This window comes from Pseudomonas syringae KCTC 12500 (assembly GCF_000507185.2).
GTDB classification, from domain to species: Bacteria; Pseudomonadota; Gammaproteobacteria; order Pseudomonadales; family Pseudomonadaceae; genus Aquipseudomonas; species Aquipseudomonas syringae.
In genome coordinates, this window is record NZ_AYTM02000002.1 from 2,891,206 (window position 1) to 2,909,235 (window position 18,030).

The window sequence follows — 18,030 nt, forward strand, 5'->3', positions numbered from 1 at the left end:
GGTATTCCTTTTCGGTTGGGCGGTGGCGGGGAGTGACGACAGCGCTGCAAGATTCATGCGTGTGGCCCTTCAGCATTGGCTGGCGAATGAAGCGCTTTACGCGGGCTGGCCCAGGGCGCCAGCAGGAAGCTGAACGCCAGCCCCAGGCTGACCGACAGGCCGAAGTTGCTGATCGCCGGGGTGCTGGAAACGGCCAGCAGGCCGAACGACAGCCAGGTGGTGAGCGCGGCCAGCAGCGTGCCCAGCAGGCTGACCGCCGCGCCGCCTATCTGCTCGCGCATCAGGATGGCGTAATCGACGCTGATCGCCGTGACCAGCAACAGGCCGAACAGGCTGAACAGGGTCAGCGGCTGACCGAGCCAGCCCAGGCTGGCGAGGCTGCACAGCGCCGCCAGCAGGGGCAGGGCGACGATGCGCAATGCACCGCCGAAGCCAAACGGAGCGATCAGCAGCAGGACGATCAGGACGCACGATGCCAGCTTCAATTGCGCTGCGCTGATCTGCGTGTGGGCAAACACCTCGTTGAGCTCACCCAGGCGGTCGACCAGTTGCACGCCCTCCAGCCCGATGGCCTGCACGCGCAGCAACGCCATGCTGTTCATGCCACGCAGGCTGACAATGCTGGCGACACCTTGATCGCCGTCGTCATCGCGGGTCGGTCCCAGCCAGAGCGTGCGCCACGGTTCGCTCAGCGGGCCTTGAAGCGCGTGATCGATATCTTGCGTCGGCAGTGCCTGCAATTGCGCCAGTTCAGCCTTCAAGGCGCTGGCCGGGACGCCAAGTTCTACCAGCGGCGCCCAGTATTGCGGCAATTTGCCCAGTGCATCGCGGGTGGCCTGTTGTTCGGCAGGCGAATCGAGCAGCTGATTGAGCGCCATGTAGCCTTGCAGCTTGTCCATGCTGACCAACTGGTCGAGCCGTTGGGTCAATTCGGACTGCCGATCCAGCAACTGCTGCTGGTCCTTGCCGCGCACCAGAAAGAACTGGCTGGTGGGCTGATAACCGGTGATCCGCGCGATGGCCTGGGCTTCATCGGTCAACGCCTGAGGCGCTGCCACCCATTGGCGGATATCGTTCTTGGTGGTCAGGTGCCAGAGTCCGCCGCCACAGAAGGCCAACAGCAGCACCAGCAGGATCGGTGTGCTGATGCGCAGCAGCAAGGCGGCGCGGCAATCGAGCATCAATTGCGCCAGTTTCAGCGGCCACTGGGCAGGGCTGATCTCGACTTTTGCGAGCAGCGCGGGCAGCAGGCACACCGCCGTCAGGTAGGCGCCGATCAAACCGGCCGCCGAGAACACCGCAATTTGCGTGAGTGCCGGGAACGGCGTCCAGGCCAGCGCCAGGTAGCCGATGCAACTGGTGATCAGGCTCAGGCTCAGGCCCGGCAGGGTCAGGCGCAAGGCGGGCCAGCTGCGCCAGGGCTTGAGGCTCCAGCTTTTGGACAGGTAATGCAGCGGGTAATCCACCGCCACCCCGATCAGGCTCGAGCCCAGCACCAGCGTCATGACGTGCATGCTGCCGAATAGCGCGACGCAGGCCACCGCGCCGAAGAGCATGCCGACCACCACCGGCACGAATGCCAGCAGCACGCTCCAGCGGCGGAAGGCGAGCAACAGCAACAACAGGATACCGAGCGTTGCGCCACCGCCGACCCAGGTGATTTCCCGGCTGGCCTGCTTCTGCCCGTCGGCAGCGTAAAGCAGCCCGCTGGCCGCGAGCAATTGACCACCTGCCTGACTGGCCTGCACCCGCGCTTGCGCCAGCAGGTCGGCAACCTGGCCGGGCAGGTGCATATCGAAGGCATCGGTTCGGGTTCGCGAACGCAGCAGTACCCAGCTTTTACCCTCGGCGCTGGCCACCAGCGCACCGCTGGCCAGATCTGCCTCGACCGAGCCCTGTTTCGGCAGGCCGTTCTGGATACGTCCGGTTAGCCCCAGCCAGTCATCCTGGCCAGGCACCAGGCTGAACCCGGCAAACGGGTCGAACAGCGTCTGTACGCGCTGTTCGATAAAAGTTTTCGGGTCGTCGATCAGCAGTGTGCGGTCCGCTGTCGGCAACATGGCGATGCGCCCTTTCAGCAACTGGGTGCGCAACGCGGGCAGGTCGGCCTGCAGCGACCACTGGACCTTCTCGAACAGGCCAGTCGACTGCCATTGTTCAGCCAGCGTGCGCGCCAGTTCCACGGCCTTCTGCCGATCGCTGTGGCCCACCAGCACCAGCATTTCGCGGTTGAGCGGTTCCTGCATGCGCTTTTCGGCGCTTACGACCAGTTCGTCGTTATCGGTGCCCGGCACCAACTCCATCAGGTTGGCCGACAGCGGCGAGCGGTCGTGCCACTGCCAGCCAGCGAGCGCCAGTACGCCTGCCAGAATCAGCAGGAACAGTCGCGGCAACAGCCGCTCAGTCTTTGAAGTCATTACGCTGCGCATCGGTCAGGGTCGGAGCGCTGCTACTGTCGATCATTTTCAGGACCGTGCTGTCGCCCTGGGTTTCCAGCAGCTCGATACGCTGCACCAGTTCGCCGCCGTCGATGTTGATCTGCTTGAACACTTGTTGCAGCAGCATCGAGCGTGGCGTCAGGGTGAGGTGCCAGGCATTCGCCTCGCCCTTGAGCTGCAAGTCGAAATCCCGTTGCAGGCCGCTGCTGTCGCCTTGCAGGACCGCCAGGAACAGACGGTTCTGCTCGGCACCGGCGTTCTTGTTCGGCACCGGCTTCCAGGTGCTGACATTGCCATCGGTTTCACGACGGGCAATACCGTCGGCATTGATGCGGTAATCCTGCTTGAGCGGTGTTTCCAGCAGCCAGAGCAGCCCGAAATCCCTGGCGAGCACGAAGCGGCCCTTGCTGAGCAGCGGTTGCGGCAAGGCGCGCAGATGTTTTTCCTGGACGAAACGACCCTGCACCACCGCAGGTTTGGCCAGCTGGTCGCTCAGTTGTTGCAGGTCGAACGCCTGCGCCAGGGAAGAAAGGCACAGCAGACCCAGCAGGATCAAAGTACGAAGCGGGCGGTTCATGGCGAGGCGCTCTCTATTGTGCTCTCAAGGGCATTTTTCACGGCATCGATGAACACCTGCGGCGAGGCCAGTTGCATTTCCCGGCTCTGGCTGTCGACGGCGACCTGCACAGTGCTGGCGCGGGTCAGGCGCTCACCGGTGTGTGCATCGGTGATCAGGTAATTGATCTTCAGACGGTTCTCCCACTCCACCAGGCTGGCGCGCACGTTCAGTGTCTGACCGAACACGGCGCTGCGCACATAGCGCAACTGCAGATCGATCACCGGCCAACCATAACCGGATTCGAGCATCTGCATGTAGTTATGGCCGATATGATCGAGCAGCGCGCAACGCGCCACTTCTAGGTATTTCACGTAGTGCCCGTGCCAGACGATGTTCATCATGTCGACGTCGAAAAACGGCACGACGATTTCAGTGTCGATGTGCAGAAAACCCTTACTGCGCATGTAACCTCCTGTGGCGACCTGCGCTGATTTTACAACGCAGCACATGATCGCCGAGCGCGATCAGCTCATGAGCCCGATTCATCGGCAGACTCCCAGAATGGGTAGAAATTGAACCACTGCTGCGGCGCTTCCAGGCAATAGTGCCCAAGACGCTCGGCATAACGTGTGGCCCATTGCTCGATGACCTGAGCACGGTCGCTGCGCCGCCATTCGATGGCGTCGGCGAACGGTTCGAGAATCACCCGATAGCCTTTCGCACCCTTGAGGCAGAAGAACAGGTTGACCGGGCACTTGAGCAGCCCGGCCAGCAGCCAGGGGCCTTGCGGGAAGGTCGCCGGCTGGCCGAGAAAGTCGACCCGCACATTGCGCCCGCCGTGCAGCGCGACGCGGTCACCGGCGATGGCCAGCCACTCGCCTTCGTCCAGGCGCTGGCTTAATTGCAGCATGATGGCCGGGTCCAGCTCGCTGACTTGAATCAGGCGCAGATGGGTCGCGCCGGCTTCACCGAGCAGGCGATTGAAACGTTCGGCGTGTTTGGTGTGCACCAGCACGTTCATGGTGACCTTTTCGCCGAGTTCGGCCAGCGCCCGGCACACTTCGAGGTTGCCCAGGTGCGCACCGACCAGCATCTGTCCGCGTTGGCCACGCAGGTTCTGGCGCAGCAGGGCCTGGTCGACGATCTCGATCTGATCGATGCCCAGCCTGCCGTTCCACACGTCGAGCTTGTCGAGCAAGGAATCGGCAAATGCCATGAACTGCCCGAACACCCGGCGCTGGCTGGGCCGCAGTTCGGGCTTACCGCTCCAGTCCGCCAGGTGCTGCTGGTATTGCCAGATGCTGTGCCGGGCACGTCGGCCGAAGACAAAGAAGTACAGGACGATGCCATACAGCACCGGGCTGAGCAGGCGCCGACCGAGCACCCGCATGCCCCAGGCGGTGAGTTTCATGAGCATGAAACTGCCGCGTTCCTGATGACTGGCCCAGTGCTCCTTGGGCGACTTGTCGATGCTCATGGCCGCCACCGTCGCCACAGGATCATTGGCAGACGTAGCAGCATGCCGAAGAACAGTTTGGCGTGCATTTTCGAAATCAGGGCGTTGTCGTGAAACAGGCGGAAATGCGACAGGCCGTCCTGCGGGTAGTGAACGCGGGTCGGCAGCCAGCGCATCGGCTGACCGCGCCAGGACAGGCGCACGAGGATTTCCGAGTCGAAATCCATACGCCTGCCGATCTGCACGCTGTCGATCAGCGCCAGGACAGGGGCCAGGGGATACAGGCGAAAGCCGCACATGGAATCGCGAATGTGCAACGACAAGGTGTTGATCCACACCCAGACGTGGGTCAGGTAACGCGCATACAGGCGGCCCTTGGGCACGCTCTCGTCGAATTGCGGATAGCCGCAGATCAGCGCATCCGGGTGCTGGCGTGACTGCTCCAGAAACGCCGGGATATCGCTCAGATCATGCTGGCCATCGGCATCGACCTGCAACGCATGACTGAAACCCAGCCGGATCGCCTCGCGGAAGCCGGCCATGACCGCGCCGCCCTTGCCCTGATTGATCGGCAGGCGCAGCAGATAGATAGCCTCACCCTGCGCCAACTGCTGTAACACGGCTTCGCAGGCCGGGCTGCTGGCATCGTCCACCAGGATGCACGGCAACCCGGCGTTACGCACGGCCTTGACCACGTTGGGCACGGCCCGCTCGTGGTCGAACACCGGAATGATCACGCAAGGCTTATGCATGGTCGTCTTCCAGGAGGATCCGGCCACTGGAGCAGGGCGCATTGTCGGCATTGCGAAAGGCGAAGTGCAGCTTGGAGCGTGCTGCATCGAAGCGCAGCGTCAGCGTGAGGCGGTCGCCGGGGCGCACCAGTTGCTGGAATTTGAGCACCTCCATACCGGCAAATCCCGATGGCAGGTCGAGCAGTCGCTGGCCCAGGCTGATCGCCCAGTCGACCTGCACCACGCCCGGCAAAATCGGCGCCTTGGGAAAGTGGCCGCTGAAAAACGCCAGATCGGGCGGGACACTCAATTGCAGGTGCAACTCGCCTTCGATGTTCTGTTGCTCAAGCACTTCCGGCTGTTTCGAGCGTGGCGCCAGCAGCAGCGCCTCGACGTCTGCTTGCGGCAGCTTGCCCTGGGCGTTGAGCGGCATCTGCCGCAGCAGCCGCCAACGACGCGGCAGGGCGATGGTTTCGCAATGCGGCTGCAGGTAGTGTCGCAAGGCTTCAGTGAGCGCCCGACGGCCTTGGTTGCGCAGGGCCAGCAAGCCCGCGTCGCTCAGCACCAGCAGCGCGCCCAACGAGGCACGGTTTGCCTGCACCACACCAAGGCGCGCTTCACTCACCCATTCGTGAGCCGCAAGGGCCTGCTCGATCAGCGGCAAGGACACGCGCTTCTCTTCGAGTTTGACGATGCGGTCGAGCCTGCCCAGCAGTTCGAAGCGCCCGTCTGCACCGATCAGCGCCGCATCGGCGGTCTGCTCGACATGGCCGGGCGGCAGATAGGGCGAGCTGATGCGCAGCGCACCTTGCGCATCCTGACTCAGATCTACGCCGTCGAAGGCCTGCCAGCGTTGCCCGCCCTGACGCCAGGCGATGCCGCCGGTTTCCGAACTGCCGAGAATCTCAGTCGGCCACTGACCGAGGCGTTGCTGCAGGCTTTGTGCGGCTTCGGCCGGCAATGCACCACCGGAAGAGAATACCCGGCGCACGGCCGCAAGACCCGGCCAGTCGAGATTGTCGCCCATACGCTTGAGCAGCGCGGGGCTGGCGACCCAGGCGAATGACGGGTATTCACGGCTGGCGCGTTGCAGGTCTTCGGCGAACGGCAACTGACGGCGCACGAACGGGCGTGCCGCGCACAGCGGCCATAGCAAGCGAAACAGCAGCCCGTAAATATGTTGCGTCGCCACGCTGCCGATCATGCATGCCGAGCCCAGCTCCGCGCCCCACAGTTGCTCCAGCCCGCAGACTTCGTTGGCCAGTTGCCGCAGGCGTTTTTCGATCAGTTTGGGTTCGCCGCTGGAGCCTGAGGTGCACAGGCTCAGCCGGCACTGGTCAAGGTCCAGCGCTGCCGCAGGGAGAGGCGCGGCACGCAGATCGCTCAGGTGGGTGTCACCCGGCAGGTCGGTCAGCCACAGGTCGACCTGATTCGCCCAGCGCTCGCGGGTCTGGCCCTGCAAGTCGGCGGGCAGCAACACGTGCACACCTGCGCGCCAGGCCGCGAACAACGCAATGGCCAGGTCGGCGGCATCTTCGAGGTGCACTGCAAGGTGCGTGATGCCACGCGCCTGCAGTCCAGCGGCCACGCTGAGCGCCTGATCACGAAACTGCGCGTGGTCCAGGCTCGGGGCCAGCGTCAGCAGCCGGTCGGGCAGCGCATCGAGCAGCAGGTGTTCCAGGTTCAACCAGTTCATGCGATCCATTTCATTTGCCGCCCGCAGAGGGTGGGCGGACGATCCATTCGACAGCGAACAACACGCCCATCAGGCCGTAGGAAATCAGGCCGGTGTACAGCGTCCACCATGACAACGGTGCCCACAGCGTCAGGATGGCTGAGGTGAGGCCGTTGACGAGGAAGAACAGGCACCAAATCTGCGTGACTCTACGGGTGTAGCGGATACCGGCCTCAGGCAGATCGGGGCGGTTCAGGCGCGCCATCTTTTCCACGATCGGCGAGCCGTAGACCAGGCTTGAGCCGAACAGGCCGAGCATGAAGGTGCTGACCAGTACCGGGTACCAGCGCAGCATCATGTGACTGTCGAGGGCGCCGAGCACCACGCAAAAGATCAGCGCGACAATCGCCATCGCCAGGCTGCCTTGCTTGCGCTCTCCGGTCAGGGCGCGCGCCAGCCACAGGCTGCCGAGTAGCAGCGCGAACTGCCAGGGGGCGAAATGCTCGGTCCCCCAATAGACGGCGAATGGATAGAGCACGCCGGCCAGCACCAGAATCAGGCCAATCAGCCGCTTCATTCGGCGCTGTTGACCAGTTTGTAGACGGCCTCTACCACGTCGTTTACGGTTCTCACCGACTTGAATTCTTCAGCTGCAATCTTCTTGCCGGTCTTGCGTTTGATGTGATCGATCAGGTCCACGGCATCGATACTGTCGATTTCCAGGTCCTGATACAGATTGGCTTTAAGCGTGACTCGCTCAGGCTCCAGTTCGAACAGTTCCACCATTGCGGTGCGCAGGATTTCGAAGATGTCTTCACGGGTTTGCATGTTCAATTCTCAGGCCGGTTGTCTGGCGCTGACGAAGGCCGCAAGGCTGTCGACGCTGGCGAAATGGTTACGGGTGTCCTTTGCATCGGCATCGATTCTGATGCCATAACGCTTCTGGATGGCCAGGCCCAATTCGAGTGCATCCACCGAGTCCAGTCCCAGTCCTTCGCCAAACAGCGTCATATCGTTGCCGATATCTTCCGGGGTGATGTCTTCGAGGCCCAGGGCATCGATGATCAACAATTTAATGTCCTGGTGCAGATCGCTCATCTGAGGCGAGCTCCTTGGTGAAATAGTCATGCAGGTAATCGTTGAGCTTGCGGGACGCCAGGGGTGGTGGGCCTAGCGCACTGAAGGCGGTTGGGTCTATATCGGCACCGACGCGCAAAGTGAAGTGCACGCGGCGTTGCGGAATGCGATACCAGGGTTCGGCCTTGGTCAGGGTGGTCGGCTGGACCTTGATCGTCACCGGGGTGATGACGCTTGCGCCACGCAGCGCAATGGCTGCCGCGCCGCGGTGAAAGACCGGCGGCTGACCCGGCTGGGTGCGCGTGCCTTCCGGGAAGATGATCAGTGTCTGGCCGCTTTGCAGGCGCTCTACGGCGGCGTCGAGCATGTCCATGCTGCCGTCGTTACTGATGTAACCGGTGGAGCGCACAGGGCCGCGGGTGAACGGGTTTTCCCAGAGGCTGCGTTTGACCACGCAGTTGGCGTCACGCACCAGCCCGATCAGGAACACCACATCGATCAGTGACGGGTGGTTGGCGATGATCATCTGCCCGGGACGGCCAAGCTTTTCGGCGCCTTGAACGTCATAGGTCAGCACACGCATGCGCGCCATGATGCGGATGAACAGCCAGAACAGGCGGCTGATGGTCCGCCGCGCGCGACGCTGATGGCTGGCCACACTGCCAGGCAGGCAACCCAATACTGGAAAAACGAACAACCGCAGGCATAAACCGCTCAACCCGAACAGGGCAAAGCTGATGCCTGTTGCCAGCAGACGCCAGTAATAGGCGTCCCGACCTTTCTTCAGTGACTGCGTTGCCAGTTCCATAACCGGTTATTCCAAGGGTGCAGGCAGACGGATTGATCAGTGTGCAAGGCCCGCAGCAGGTTCAGGGCGTGAGGCCACTGAGTGCGCTTTGTGCCTTGCGTATCGGTGTTCAGAGACAGTTGCCACTCATTCCCCGGTGTCAGCAGCAAGCCGACCGCGTAGGGAAAGGGCACGTCATCAATCCATTGGGCATAGGCTTGCGGCGGCTGTTCTTCAGTCACCACAAGCAATACTGCTTCTGCTCCCTCGGCCAGCAACGCTGCGGCCTCGAATGCTCCATACTCCAGCCCGTCGCCTGTGGCGGCCAGGGCTGTCATCTCACTTGTTTCACCGCGCATGATCGACCACAGACCAATGACGGCGTTATGCACTGAAAGGCTGAACTGCGTCGGTGAAAGCGGCTCGTTGGCGGCCAGATCACGCAGGATTTCAAAGGTCCTCGGGGTTTCTCCGTGGCGCGAGACAAACACCAGCGGGACGCGCTCAAGCCCTTCGGTCAACGGCCAGCCGACGGCAAACGCCATTCTTGCCATACGGCCCAGGCGGCGGCGTTGCATCGCAGGAAGAAAAGACACGTCTGGCGCTGCGTCACTGGTTTCCAGCAACGTCGGATCGAGGCTCCATCTCTGCCAGTCTTCCGCGCTCGCCAGGCCCGGCGCCCAGGCTTGCCATCGTGCAATGTTGAAGGTGATCAAGGCTTCTCTTCCCGCCCCTGCGGGCTTGTTTCTCGCTACATCGATATCAGGTCGATATCAGCCTGGGTGCGGTAATTGACCAGTGCGCGCATTATCCTGATGGGGCTCATTACTAGCAAATTTGTTACATAAAAACCGTTTACAGGCGTGTATTTTAAGGTTGAAGTCGTTTTTCTGTATGACAACCGGCTGGCAACTGTTTTGCGTTAAGCTCACCGTTGTCATATGCGCTGTCTAGAATCGACCTCCTCTTACGGTCGTTATCGGCCACTGCTGCTGTTTCTTCATCTTTCAAGGAATCCAAAGCATGCGTCGCGTGGTATTCAATCAGAAGGGCGGTGTCGGCAAATCGAGCATCGCCTGCAATCTGGCTGCAGTCAGCGCTCACGAAGGCTATCGGACGTTATTGATCGATCTCGATGCCCAGGCCAACTCGACTCAGTACCTCACCGGCCTCACCGGTCAGGATATTCCGATGGGGATTGCCGAGTTCTTCAAGAACACGCTGTCCGGCTCACCGGTCGCGAAGAAGAACCATGTCGATATCTACGAAACACCGTTCGACAACCTGCATGTGGTGACCGCGACTGCAGAGCTTGCTGACCTGCAGCCCAAGCTCGAGGCCAAGCACAAGATCAACAAGCTGCGCAAACTGCTCGACGAGTTGAGCGAAGATTACGAGCGTATCTATCTGGATACGCCGCCAGCGCTGAATTTTTATGCGGTTTCGGCGTTGATCGCGTCGGATCGGGTGCTGATCCCTTTTGACTGCGACAGCTTCTCGCGACAGGCGCTGTACGGGCTGATGCGCGAGATCGAGGAATTGAAAGAGGACCACAACGAAGGCCTTCAGGTGGAAGGCATCATCGTCAACCAGTTCCAGCCCAGGGCCAGCCTGCCGCAGCAAATGCTCGACGAACTGATTGCCGAAGGCTTGCCGGTGCTGCCGGTATACCTCAACGCCTCGGTAAAAATGCGCGAGTCGCATCAGGCCAACCTGCCGCTGATCCACCTCGACCCACGGCACAAACTGACGCAGCAGTTCGTGGAACTGCATCACTTGCTCGAGACCAACGCCCATCCGTGATGAGCCACGGTGAGAGCACTCGTCATACCCAAGTCCGCTCTTGATTCTGGCCGAAGGCCGTAGGAGCGACCGGGGCGGCGACCCGCCTTGTTCGCGAAGGCTATATTCCTGACGCAGAAAATCCATCGACTATGACGCCCTCTTCGCGGACAAGTCCGCTCCTACAGGACACCGCAAACACCCGCAGGAGCGATCGGGTCAGCGATCCGTCTTGTTCGCGAAGGCTATATTCCTGACGCAGAAAATCCATCGACTGTGACGCCCTCTTCGCGGACAAGTCCGCTCCTACAGGACACCGCAAACACCCGCAGGAGCGACCGGGTCAGCGATCCGCCTTGTTCGCGAAGGCTATATTCCTGACGCAGAAAATCCATCGACTGTGACGCCCTCTTCGCGGACAAGTCCGCTCCTACAGGACACCGCAAACACCCGCAGAAGCGACCGGGGCGGCGACCCGCCTTGTTCGCGAAGGCTATATTCCTGACGCAGAAAATCCATCGACTATGACGCCCTCTTCGCGGACAAGTCCGCTCCTACAGGGCACCGCAAACTCCCGGTTCGCCCCTAAGCCCTTTGACGTGCGTTTCTACCGCGCAACTCTCGCTACGTCAGCGGCCTCAATACATCAGGCGTGAAGCTGCCATCCTTCATCGAACGGGCCAGGTGTTCGGCATGCTGGCGGGCAGTGTTGGCCAGTTCTTCGGGGATGGTGATGGTCGCGTCCATGTCGGCCTGGACATGCTCCTGCGAGGTGGTCAGCGTGTTGCTGCCGGGTGTGCAGCCACACTGCACTTCATGACCCTGAGTGGCGACCGCCACACGTTCGTCTATGTAGGTGGGGTTGCCTTGGGCGATGAAGCCAATCTGCTTGCAGGCTGGGCACCACACCGGGTCCCCCATACGCGCCACACGACGCCGTTCGATGACTTCGCTTGCCGATGCGGCCAGCACGAAGCCGCCGGTGGTGGTGAGATCGCCTTCCCTGACTATAAATGACATCGCGCTACTGCCTCTGGGTTACGGAAAACCTCAAGGCTAGGCGCAAACACAGATTCCGATAGCACCCCAGGTCCTTTAAGGACCGGTCCTACGCAATTACCAGCCGGGCGTTTCGAGCATGTTGCACGCGCAACGACGCGCTCGGCGAAATGTCCGTTCCATTATCGTTACTCCAGCCGTAATGATTCGACGCGCTGCTTGATTGATGCCCGACCGCTATCGCTCCAGGATGTGTAAAAACTACTGCGCTTGGCAATACTGCGTTAAAAACAGGCGAAAAATGCTCATTTAGAACACCTAGAGTCGATCGCGACCCCGGCCGTTTTCGCCTGTTTTTGCCTTGTCTTGCCTTCGCTCGTGACGTTTTTACACACCCTGGCTCCTAAGGTGGCCGACGACAGCAAAATCGTGGAGCGATCATGACAACAACAACTTCCCCCGACGCGCGCTGGACACGTCGTCGCAGCGAGAAGCAGCGGCGTCTGGAGCAAGTGCGGGCGTTGGCCGACGGTGTGGTGTTGCCGACCGACAACATCGTCGCTGCGCTGGAGGCCCTGCTGGTTTCCGGCGACCGCGTGGTGCTTGAAGGCAACAACCAGAAGCAGGCGGACTTCCTCTCCCGCGCGCTGGCCAAAGTCGATCCGGGCAAGGTGCATGACCTGCACATGATCATGCCGAGCGTCGGCCGTGCCGAGCACCTGGACCTGTTCGAGCAGGGCATTGCGCGCAAGCTGGACTTTTCGTTCGCCGGTACGCAAAGCCTGCGCATCAGTCAGCTGCTGGAAGACGGCCTGCTGGAAATCGGTGCGATCCACACCTACATCGAACTCTATTCACGGCTGGTGGTGGACCTCATCCCCAACGTGGTGCTGGCGGCAGGCTTCATGGCCGACCGTGCCGGCAACATCTACACCGGGCCCAGCACCGAAGACACCCCCGCACTTATCGAACCGGCGGCATTCAGCGACGGCATCGTCATCGTGCAGGTCAATCAGTTGGTCGATGACGTCAGCGAGCTGCCACGCGTGGACATCCCGGCCTCATGGGTCGACTTTGTGGTGGTCGCCGATAAGCCGTTCTATATCGAGCCGCTGTTCACTCGCGACCCGCGCCACATCAAGCCGGTGCATGTGCTGATGGCGATGATGGCCATTCGTGGCATTTACGAGAAACACAACGTTCAGTCGTTGAACCACGGCATTGGTTTCAATACCGCCGCCATTGAGTTGATTCTGCCGACCTACGGCGAGTCGCTGGGCCTGAAGGGCAAGATCTGTCGCAATTGGACACTCAACCCGCATCCGACGCTGATCCCGGCCATCGAAAGCGGCTGGGTCGAGAGCGTGCATTGTTTCGGCACCGAGCTGGGCATGGAGAACTACATCGCCGCGCGCCCGGATGTGTTCTTCACCGGACGCGACGGCTCGCTGCGTTCCAACCGCCAGCTCTGCCAGCTGGCCGGGCAGTACGCGGTGGACCTGTTCATCGGCGCAACCTTGCAGGTCGATGGCGACGGGCATTCCTCGACGGTCACCCGTGGTCGTCTGGCCGGCTTTGGTGGCGCGCCGAACATGGGCCATGACCCACGCGGCCGGCGTCATGCCACGCCCGCCTGGCTCGACATGCGTCAGCAGCACGATGACGGCCCTGCTGCCTACCTGGAGCGCGGCAAGAAACTGGTGGTGCAGATGGTCGAGACGTTCCAGGAGGGTGGCAAACCGACCTTCGTCGAAACCCTGGACGCCGTCGAGGTGGCGAAGAAAAGCGGCATGCCGCTGGCACCGATCATGATCTACGGCGACGACGTGACTCACCTGCTGACGGAAGAAGGCATCGCCTACCTCTACAAGGCGCGAAGCCTTGAGGAACGCCAGGCGATGATTGCGGCAGTGGCGGGCGTGACCGTGATCGGTTTGCGCCATAACCCCAAGGACACCGCGCGCATGCGCCGTGAAGGGCTGATCGCGCTGCCTGAAGACCTTGGTATCCGGCGCACCGATGCCAGCCGTGAACTGCTGGCCGCCAAGAGCATTGCCGACCTGGTTCAGTGGTCCGGCGGCCTTTACAACCCGCCCGCCAAATTCAGGAGCTGGTAATGAGCGCACTTCAATGGACACTGCAATCGGCCTCGCTGGCAGTACGACTGGCCGATCTGGCGGTCGATGCTTTGATCGACGAAGCCGATCTGTCGCCCAAACCGGCTCTGGTGGACCGACGTGGCAGCGGCGCGCACAGCGACCTGCACCTGGGGTTGATGCATTCTTCGGCGCTGTCGTTGTGGCCGACTTTCAAGTGGATGGCGGATGCCGCCACGCAGTTCGGTGCCGTGGGCCAGCCATTGCGTGAGGCATTGGGCAGGCTGGGCCGTGAAGGCGAAGCCACGATGCTGCGCACCACCAGTGGGGTGAATACGCATCGCGGCGCGATCTGGGCGCTGGGCCTGCTGGTAACCGCTGCCGCGCTGGATCCTCAGGAATGCGCGCCCGATGCCATCTGTGCGCGCGCTGCTGCGTTGGCCCAGATCAAGGACCGCCAGGTGCTCAGGCAAAACAGCCACGGTGATCAGGTGGTTCGTCGTTACGGTGTCATGGGCGCCAGAGAGCAGGCACAGCAAGGTTTCCCGGCGGTCAGGCTGTTCGCCTTGCCGCAACTGCAACGCAGCCGTGCGGCAGGCAGCGGCGAGCAGAACGCCCGGCTGGACGCGCTGCTGGCAATCATGACTACGCTGGACGACACCTGCGTGCTGCATCGCGCCGGCATCGAAGGGCTGAACGCCATGCAGCACGGAGCACAGCGCGTGCTGGACGCCGGAGGCAGCGCCAGTCTGGCGGGCCGCCGCGCACTGAACGCGCTGGATCAGCACCTGCTGGCCCTCAATGCTTCGCCCGGTGGCGCGGCGGATCTGCTGGCTGCCTGCCTGTTCATCGATGGCCTTGAGCCTGCGCTCGGCCCTGTTTCGAGGAGTGCCTGAAATGGAAACCCTGTCTTTTGAATTTCCTGCCGGACAGCCGCCCAAGGGTCGTGCGCTGGTGGGTGTGGTGGGCTCCGGTGATCTGGAGGTGCTGTTGGAACCCGGCAAACCGGGCACCTTGTCGATTCAGGTGGTGACGTCGGTCAACGGTGCCGCGCTGCGCTGGCAGCATCTGTTCCAGCGCATGTTCGACGGTCAGACCCCGCCTGCGCTGAGCATCGATATTCATGACTTCGGCGCGACGCCCGGCGTCGTGCGTTTGCGCCTGGAGCAAGGCTTCGAGGAGATCGGTCATGACTGATAATGCACGTTTGCTGAATCAGCACAGTTTCATCGAACTGGGTGCCAGACAGCGCGCCCGCGCCTTGCTGGATGCTGGCAGCTTCCGCGAATTGCTCGGTCCGTTCGATCGGGTCATGTCGCCATGGCTGGCCATGCAGGGCGTGGTGCCCCAGGCGGATGATGGCGTGGTGGTCGCCAAAGGTACTGTCGATGGTCGGCCGGTGGTCATTGCCGCCATCGAAGGCTCGTTTCAGGGCGGCAGCATGGGCGAAGTCGGCGGCGCGAAGATGGCCGGCGCGCTGGAACTGGCCGCCGAAGACAACCGCAACGGCATTCCCACTGCCGCGATCGTGCTGCTGGAAACCGGTGGCGTGCGTTTGCAGGAAGCCAATCTGGGCCTGGCGGCGATTGCCGAGATTCATGCCGCGATAGTCGACCTGCGTCAGTACCAGCCAGTGATTGGCGTGGTGGCCGGCAGCGTCGGCTGCTTTGGCGGGATGTCCATCGCCGCAGGGCTGTGCAGTTACCTACTGGTGACACAGGAAGCGCGTCTGGGCCTGAACGGTCCGCAGGTGATCGAGCAGGAAGCCGGCATCGAAGAATACGACTCCCGCGACCGTCCGTTCATCTGGAGCCTTACCGGTGGCGAGCAACGCTTTGCCAGCGCTCTGGTGGATGGTTTTGCTGCCGATGATGTCGCCGATGTCCGCCAGCAGGTCAGCGGCTGGCTAAAGCAGGGTATGCCCGACACGCATCGCAGCAGTCAGTACCCACTGTTCCTGCAACGCCTGGCCAGCCTCGACACTGAGCCGCAAATCGATCCGCAAAGTGTGCGCACCCTCTACCAAGGAGCCCGGTCATGAGTCTTTCACAGCGGGGTTTGAACTGGTTCAACGCCTTGAGCGCTGGCGCCCGTGAAGTCGCTGGCCTGCCTGCCTCACTCAAGGTAGCCGACGGTTTTCTCGGCGAGCAGGAGGTGCGTTTAGTTGCGGTGATTGCCGATACCGACAACCGCTTTCCCCGGGCGCGTCAGGGTGAAGTCGGTCTGCTGGAAGGCTGGGGCCTGGCCAAGGCGGTGGACGAGGCCATCGAGCAGGATCGTGACCGCGCCGCAAAGCGCGCGCTGATTGCCATCGTTGACGTACCGAGCCAGGCCTACGGGCGTCGCGAGGAAGCGCTCGGTATCCATCAGGCATTGGCCGGTGCCGTGGACAGTTACGCGCGAGCACGTCTGGCGGGGCACCCGGTGATCGGCCTTTTGGTCGGCAAAGCGATGTCCGGCGCATTCCTGGCCCACGGCTATCAAGCCAATCGATTGATCGCGCTGCGTGATCCCGGCGTGATGGTGCATGCGATGGGCAAGGCCTCGGCAGCCCGCGTAACCCTGCGCAGCGTCGAGGATCTGGAAAAGCTCGCCGCCAGCATCCCGCCGATGGCTTACGACATCGACAGCTACGCCAGTCTCGGTCTGCTCTGGGAAACCCTGGCGGTCAGCCAGATCGAACAGCCCGCTGCTGATGATCTCACCCAGGTGCTCGATGTGCTGAGCAGGGCGATCAAGGACGTGCAGGCCCGTGGCGTCGATCTGAGTAGCCGCCTGGGCGCGAGCAACCGTGCGGCGTCGACCAATGTGCGCCAGTTGCTGCGCGCGCAATGGTGATCAGCAACACTGGCGCAGTGCAGCCCCATGATTTGTTGTGGGGCATGCCGCTGACTGCGTTGCCGGATGATGCGCCCAAATGGGCGGTCGACGCCGTGCTTGCAGGGCACCCGGTGGTGGTCCGGCGTCAGGCAATGCCCGTCGGTCAGGTGGCCGTGGGCTTGCGCGGTCGTGGTCGGGAGCAGCGCTATGCCGCGAGCATGCCGTTGGCCGACGTCTGCCGAAGGGTCGTGCCCGAGCAGTTGATCGACGCCCCGACCGAGCGCCATCAGCATTGGCCGGCGTTGCATGCTTTGCGCCAGATCCGTCCAGTCATGGAGGCGCTGGAGCTGGACTGGGGCGTCGGCGGCAGTGCCGGATTCGAGCTGGCCAGCGGTATTGCAGCGTTGCATCAGGACAGCGATCTGGATCTGATTCTGCGCACCCCTGTGCGCCTGAATCGCCGCTGTGCCGCCGAGCTGGTCGAGGCGCTGGAAACCTCGGTCTGTCGGGTCGACGTCCAGCTGCAACTCGAACAGGGTGCCGTGGCGCTGCGTGAGTGGGCACGGCCATCGGGGCGCGTGCTGCTCAAGACCGCCACTGGCGCGCGGCTGGTTGCAGACCCATGGCACCTGGGTCAGGTGTGCGCATGAGCAGCCTGTGGGTATTTCCCGGCCAGGGCGCGCAACAGGCCGGCATGCTGCATCAGTTACCGGACGATGCTGCGGTGCGCGACTGCCTGCAGGAAGCCGCCGATGCGCTGGGCGAAGACGTGCTTGCGCTGGACACCGCCGAGGCACTGCAAGCCACCCGTGCCGTTCAGCTTTGCCTGCTGATCGCTGGCGTCGCATGCGCGCGCGTACTGCAGGCGCGTGATTGTGTGCCGGACTACCTGGCAGGGCTGTCCATCGGCGCTTATCCGGCAGCAGTGATTTCGGGTGCGCTGGCCTTTGACGACGCCGTGCGCCTGGTCGCGCTGCGTGGCGAGCTGATGCAAAGCGCCTGGCCGCAGGGTTACGGCATGACCGCGCTCATCGGTCTGGACCAGACGCAGGTAGAAGCGCTGATCGCGCAGGTACACAGCGCGAAGACGCCGGTATTTCTCGCCAACATCAACGCCGACAACCAGATGGTGATCTCCGGCAGTACCGAGGCGATGCAGCAGGTCGGTCAACTGGCCAAGGCCGCCGGCGCGGCAGCGGTCAAGCGTCTTGCGGTCAGCGTGCCGTCGCATTGCGCCTTGCTGGACGCTCCCGCGCAGCAACTGGCCGAGGCGTTTTCGAGCGTTGCGCTGCAGGCACCCACGATACGTTACCTCAGCGGCAGCACGGCGCGACCTGTGTTGAATGCCGAAAAGCTGCGTGACGACCTGGCGTTCAACATGTGCCGGGTCATCGACTGGCGCAGCACCGTGGAAACCGCCTGGGAGCGGGGCGTGCGCCTGCACATCGAATTGCCGCCCGGCAGCGTGCTGACCGGGCTGGCGCGCAAGGTATTCCAGCAGGGCACCGCGCTGGCTTTTCAGGCTGCGCGTCTGGACAGCCTGGTCGCGCTGTCGCACGAGGAGGGTCGCCGCACTCCATAGAGCCGCCGTGCAGCTGCTACGAAGGACA

At 62.5% G+C, this 18,030-nt stretch carries 20 protein-coding genes; 8 read left to right on the forward strand and 12 right to left on the reverse strand.

The annotated features are described in order from the left end of the window. Positions 1-53: 53 nt before the first annotated feature. The 11 genes from V476_RS13190 to V476_RS13240 all read right to left on the reverse strand — a co-directional run bounded on the left by V476_RS13190 (position 54) and on the right by V476_RS13240 (position 9,439). The gene (locus tag V476_RS13190; protein ID WP_024959606.1) at positions 54-2,417 is read right to left on the reverse strand and encodes an MMPL family transporter; all 2,364 of its coding nucleotides are present in this window, start codon (positions 2,415-2,417) and stop codon (positions 54-56) included. Then, positions 2,401-3,015 (reverse strand): outer membrane lipoprotein carrier protein LolA, encoded by a 615-nt coding sequence (locus V476_RS13195; protein WP_003346305.1) that lies wholly within the window; start codon positions 3,013-3,015, stop codon positions 2,401-2,403. The genes V476_RS13190 and V476_RS13195 overlap by 17 nt, the downstream gene beginning before the upstream one ends. Continuing rightward, the gene (locus tag V476_RS13200) at positions 3,012-3,461 is read right to left on the reverse strand and encodes an acyl-CoA thioesterase (protein ID WP_003316680.1); all 450 of its coding nucleotides are present in this window, start codon (positions 3,459-3,461) and stop codon (positions 3,012-3,014) included. The genes V476_RS13195 and V476_RS13200 overlap by 4 nt, the downstream gene beginning before the upstream one ends. Before the next feature lie 65 nt (positions 3,462-3,526). Further along, positions 3,527-4,474 (reverse strand): lysophospholipid acyltransferase family protein, encoded by a 948-nt coding sequence (locus V476_RS13205; protein WP_024649407.1) that lies wholly within the window; start codon positions 4,472-4,474, stop codon positions 3,527-3,529. Then, on the reverse strand, positions 4,471-5,205 hold the full coding sequence (locus tag V476_RS13210; RefSeq protein WP_024959607.1) for a glycosyltransferase family 2 protein: 735 nt from the start codon (positions 5,203-5,205) through the stop codon (positions 4,471-4,473). The genes V476_RS13205 and V476_RS13210 overlap by 4 nt, the downstream gene beginning before the upstream one ends. After that, positions 5,198-6,880 carry an acyl-CoA synthetase family protein gene (locus tag V476_RS13215; RefSeq protein ID WP_024959608.1) on the reverse strand — a complete coding sequence of 561 codons (1,683 nt, stop codon included), beginning with the start codon at positions 6,878-6,880 and terminating at the stop codon, positions 5,198-5,200. The genes V476_RS13210 and V476_RS13215 overlap by 8 nt, the downstream gene beginning before the upstream one ends. A gap of 10 nt (positions 6,881-6,890) precedes the next feature. Beyond that, on the reverse strand, positions 6,891-7,436 hold the full coding sequence (locus V476_RS13220; RefSeq protein ID WP_024959609.1) for a COG4648 family protein: 546 nt from the start codon (positions 7,434-7,436) through the stop codon (positions 6,891-6,893). After that, positions 7,433-7,687, reverse strand: a complete 255-nt coding sequence (locus V476_RS13225) for an acyl carrier protein (RefSeq protein ID WP_024959610.1) — start codon at positions 7,685-7,687, stop codon at positions 7,433-7,435. Before V476_RS13225 ends, V476_RS13220 begins: the two co-directional genes overlap by 4 nt. Before the next feature lie 9 nt (positions 7,688-7,696). Then, entirely contained in the window at positions 7,697-7,957 is a 261-nt protein-coding gene (locus tag V476_RS13230; RefSeq protein WP_003316688.1) for a phosphopantetheine-binding protein, read from the reverse strand. Next, a complete protein-coding gene (locus V476_RS13235; RefSeq protein ID WP_003392280.1) occupies positions 7,932-8,744 on the reverse strand; it encodes a lysophospholipid acyltransferase family protein in 813 nt (270 codons plus the stop codon). The genes V476_RS13230 and V476_RS13235 overlap by 26 nt, the downstream gene beginning before the upstream one ends. Continuing rightward, entirely contained in the window at positions 8,720-9,439 is a 720-nt protein-coding gene (locus V476_RS13240; RefSeq protein WP_024662404.1) for a beta-ketoacyl synthase chain length factor, read from the reverse strand. Before V476_RS13240 ends, V476_RS13235 begins: the two co-directional genes overlap by 25 nt. A gap of 307 nt (positions 9,440-9,746) precedes the next feature. On the opposite strand from V476_RS13240, the gene V476_RS13245 reads away from it, so the two are divergent. Further along, positions 9,747-10,526, forward strand: a complete 780-nt coding sequence (locus V476_RS13245) for a ParA family protein (protein WP_003304810.1) — start codon at positions 9,747-9,749, stop codon at positions 10,524-10,526. Between the two features lie 603 nt (positions 10,527-11,129). On the opposite strand, the gene V476_RS13250 is transcribed toward V476_RS13245, so the two are convergent. Then, the gene (locus V476_RS13250; RefSeq protein WP_003316692.1) at positions 11,130-11,525 is read right to left on the reverse strand and encodes a PAAR domain-containing protein; all 396 of its coding nucleotides are present in this window, start codon (positions 11,523-11,525) and stop codon (positions 11,130-11,132) included. A 419-nt stretch (positions 11,526-11,944) separates the two neighbouring features. Between V476_RS13250 and mdcA the strand changes: the two genes are divergently transcribed. From mdcA to mdcH, 7 genes are read left to right on the forward strand one after another with little or no spacing between them, the layout of a single operon-like run. Then, entirely contained in the window at positions 11,945-13,621 is a 1,677-nt protein-coding gene (gene mdcA, locus V476_RS13255) for a malonate decarboxylase subunit alpha (protein WP_003402963.1), read from the forward strand. Then, on the forward strand, positions 13,621-14,496 hold the full coding sequence (locus V476_RS13260; protein WP_024959611.1) for a triphosphoribosyl-dephospho-CoA synthase: 876 nt from the start codon (positions 13,621-13,623) through the stop codon (positions 14,494-14,496). Before mdcA ends, V476_RS13260 begins: the two co-directional genes overlap by 1 nt. A gap of 1 nt (position 14,497) precedes the next feature. After that, the gene (locus V476_RS13265; protein WP_024959612.1) at positions 14,498-14,797 is read left to right on the forward strand and encodes a malonate decarboxylase subunit delta; all 300 of its coding nucleotides are present in this window, start codon (positions 14,498-14,500) and stop codon (positions 14,795-14,797) included. After that, positions 14,790-15,641, forward strand: a complete 852-nt coding sequence (locus V476_RS13270) for a biotin-independent malonate decarboxylase subunit beta (RefSeq protein WP_024664187.1) — start codon at positions 14,790-14,792, stop codon at positions 15,639-15,641. Before V476_RS13265 ends, V476_RS13270 begins: the two co-directional genes overlap by 8 nt. Further along, entirely contained in the window at positions 15,638-16,438 is an 801-nt protein-coding gene (gene mdcE / locus V476_RS13275; RefSeq protein ID WP_024959613.1) for a biotin-independent malonate decarboxylase subunit gamma, read from the forward strand. Before V476_RS13270 ends, mdcE begins: the two co-directional genes overlap by 4 nt. Continuing rightward, positions 16,432-17,070 carry a malonate decarboxylase holo-ACP synthase gene (locus tag V476_RS13280; RefSeq protein ID WP_024959614.1) on the forward strand — a complete coding sequence of 213 codons (639 nt, stop codon included), beginning with the start codon at positions 16,432-16,434 and terminating at the stop codon, positions 17,068-17,070. The genes mdcE and V476_RS13280 overlap by 7 nt, the downstream gene beginning before the upstream one ends. Then, on the forward strand, positions 17,067-18,002 hold the full coding sequence (gene mdcH / locus V476_RS13285) for a malonate decarboxylase subunit epsilon (RefSeq protein WP_024959615.1): 936 nt from the start codon (positions 17,067-17,069) through the stop codon (positions 18,000-18,002). Before V476_RS13280 ends, mdcH begins: the two co-directional genes overlap by 4 nt. The last annotated feature ends 28 nt before the right edge of the window (positions 18,003-18,030 follow it).

Coding starts and splice junctions, on each gene's coding strand:
- V476_RS13220 (WP_024959609.1), bottom strand. CDS start 7,436: ATGAAGCGGCTGATTGGCCTGATTCTGGTGCTGGCCGGCGTGCTCTAT.
- V476_RS13280 (WP_024959614.1), top strand. CDS start 16,432: ATGGTGATCAGCAACACTGGCGCAGTGCAGCCCCATGATTTGTTGTGG.
- mdcE (WP_024959613.1), top strand. CDS start 15,638: ATGAGTCTTTCACAGCGGGGTTTGAACTGGTTCAACGCCTTGAGCGCT.
- V476_RS13195 (WP_003346305.1), bottom strand. CDS start 3,015: ATGAACCGCCCGCTTCGTACTTTGATCCTGCTGGGTCTGCTGTGCCTT.
- V476_RS13250 (WP_003316692.1), bottom strand. CDS start 11,525: ATGTCATTTATAGTCAGGGAAGGCGATCTCACCACCACCGGCGGCTTC.
- V476_RS13235 (WP_003392280.1), bottom strand. CDS start 8,744: ATGGAACTGGCAACGCAGTCACTGAAGAAAGGTCGGGACGCCTATTAC.
- V476_RS13245 (WP_003304810.1), top strand. CDS start 9,747: ATGCGTCGCGTGGTATTCAATCAGAAGGGCGGTGTCGGCAAATCGAGC.
- V476_RS13265 (WP_024959612.1), top strand. CDS start 14,498: ATGGAAACCCTGTCTTTTGAATTTCCTGCCGGACAGCCGCCCAAGGGT.
- mdcH (WP_024959615.1), top strand. CDS start 17,067: ATGAGCAGCCTGTGGGTATTTCCCGGCCAGGGCGCGCAACAGGCCGGC.
- V476_RS13270 (WP_024664187.1), top strand. CDS start 14,790: ATGACTGATAATGCACGTTTGCTGAATCAGCACAGTTTCATCGAACTG.
- V476_RS13190 (WP_024959606.1), bottom strand. CDS start 2,417: ATGACTTCAAAGACTGAGCGGCTGTTGCCGCGACTGTTCCTGCTGATT.
- V476_RS13225 (WP_024959610.1), bottom strand. CDS start 7,687: ATGCAAACCCGTGAAGACATCTTCGAAATCCTGCGCACCGCAATGGTG.
- V476_RS13215 (WP_024959608.1), bottom strand. CDS start 6,880: ATGAACTGGTTGAACCTGGAACACCTGCTGCTCGATGCGCTGCCCGAC.
- V476_RS13230 (WP_003316688.1), bottom strand. CDS start 7,957: ATGAGCGATCTGCACCAGGACATTAAATTGTTGATCATCGATGCCCTG.
- V476_RS13205 (WP_024649407.1), bottom strand. CDS start 4,474: ATGAGCATCGACAAGTCGCCCAAGGAGCACTGGGCCAGTCATCAGGAA.
- V476_RS13210 (WP_024959607.1), bottom strand. CDS start 5,205: ATGCATAAGCCTTGCGTGATCATTCCGGTGTTCGACCACGAGCGGGCC.
- mdcA (WP_003402963.1), top strand. CDS start 11,945: ATGACAACAACAACTTCCCCCGACGCGCGCTGGACACGTCGTCGCAGC.
- V476_RS13260 (WP_024959611.1), top strand. CDS start 13,621: ATGAGCGCACTTCAATGGACACTGCAATCGGCCTCGCTGGCAGTACGA.
- V476_RS13200 (WP_003316680.1), bottom strand. CDS start 3,461: ATGCGCAGTAAGGGTTTTCTGCACATCGACACTGAAATCGTCGTGCCG.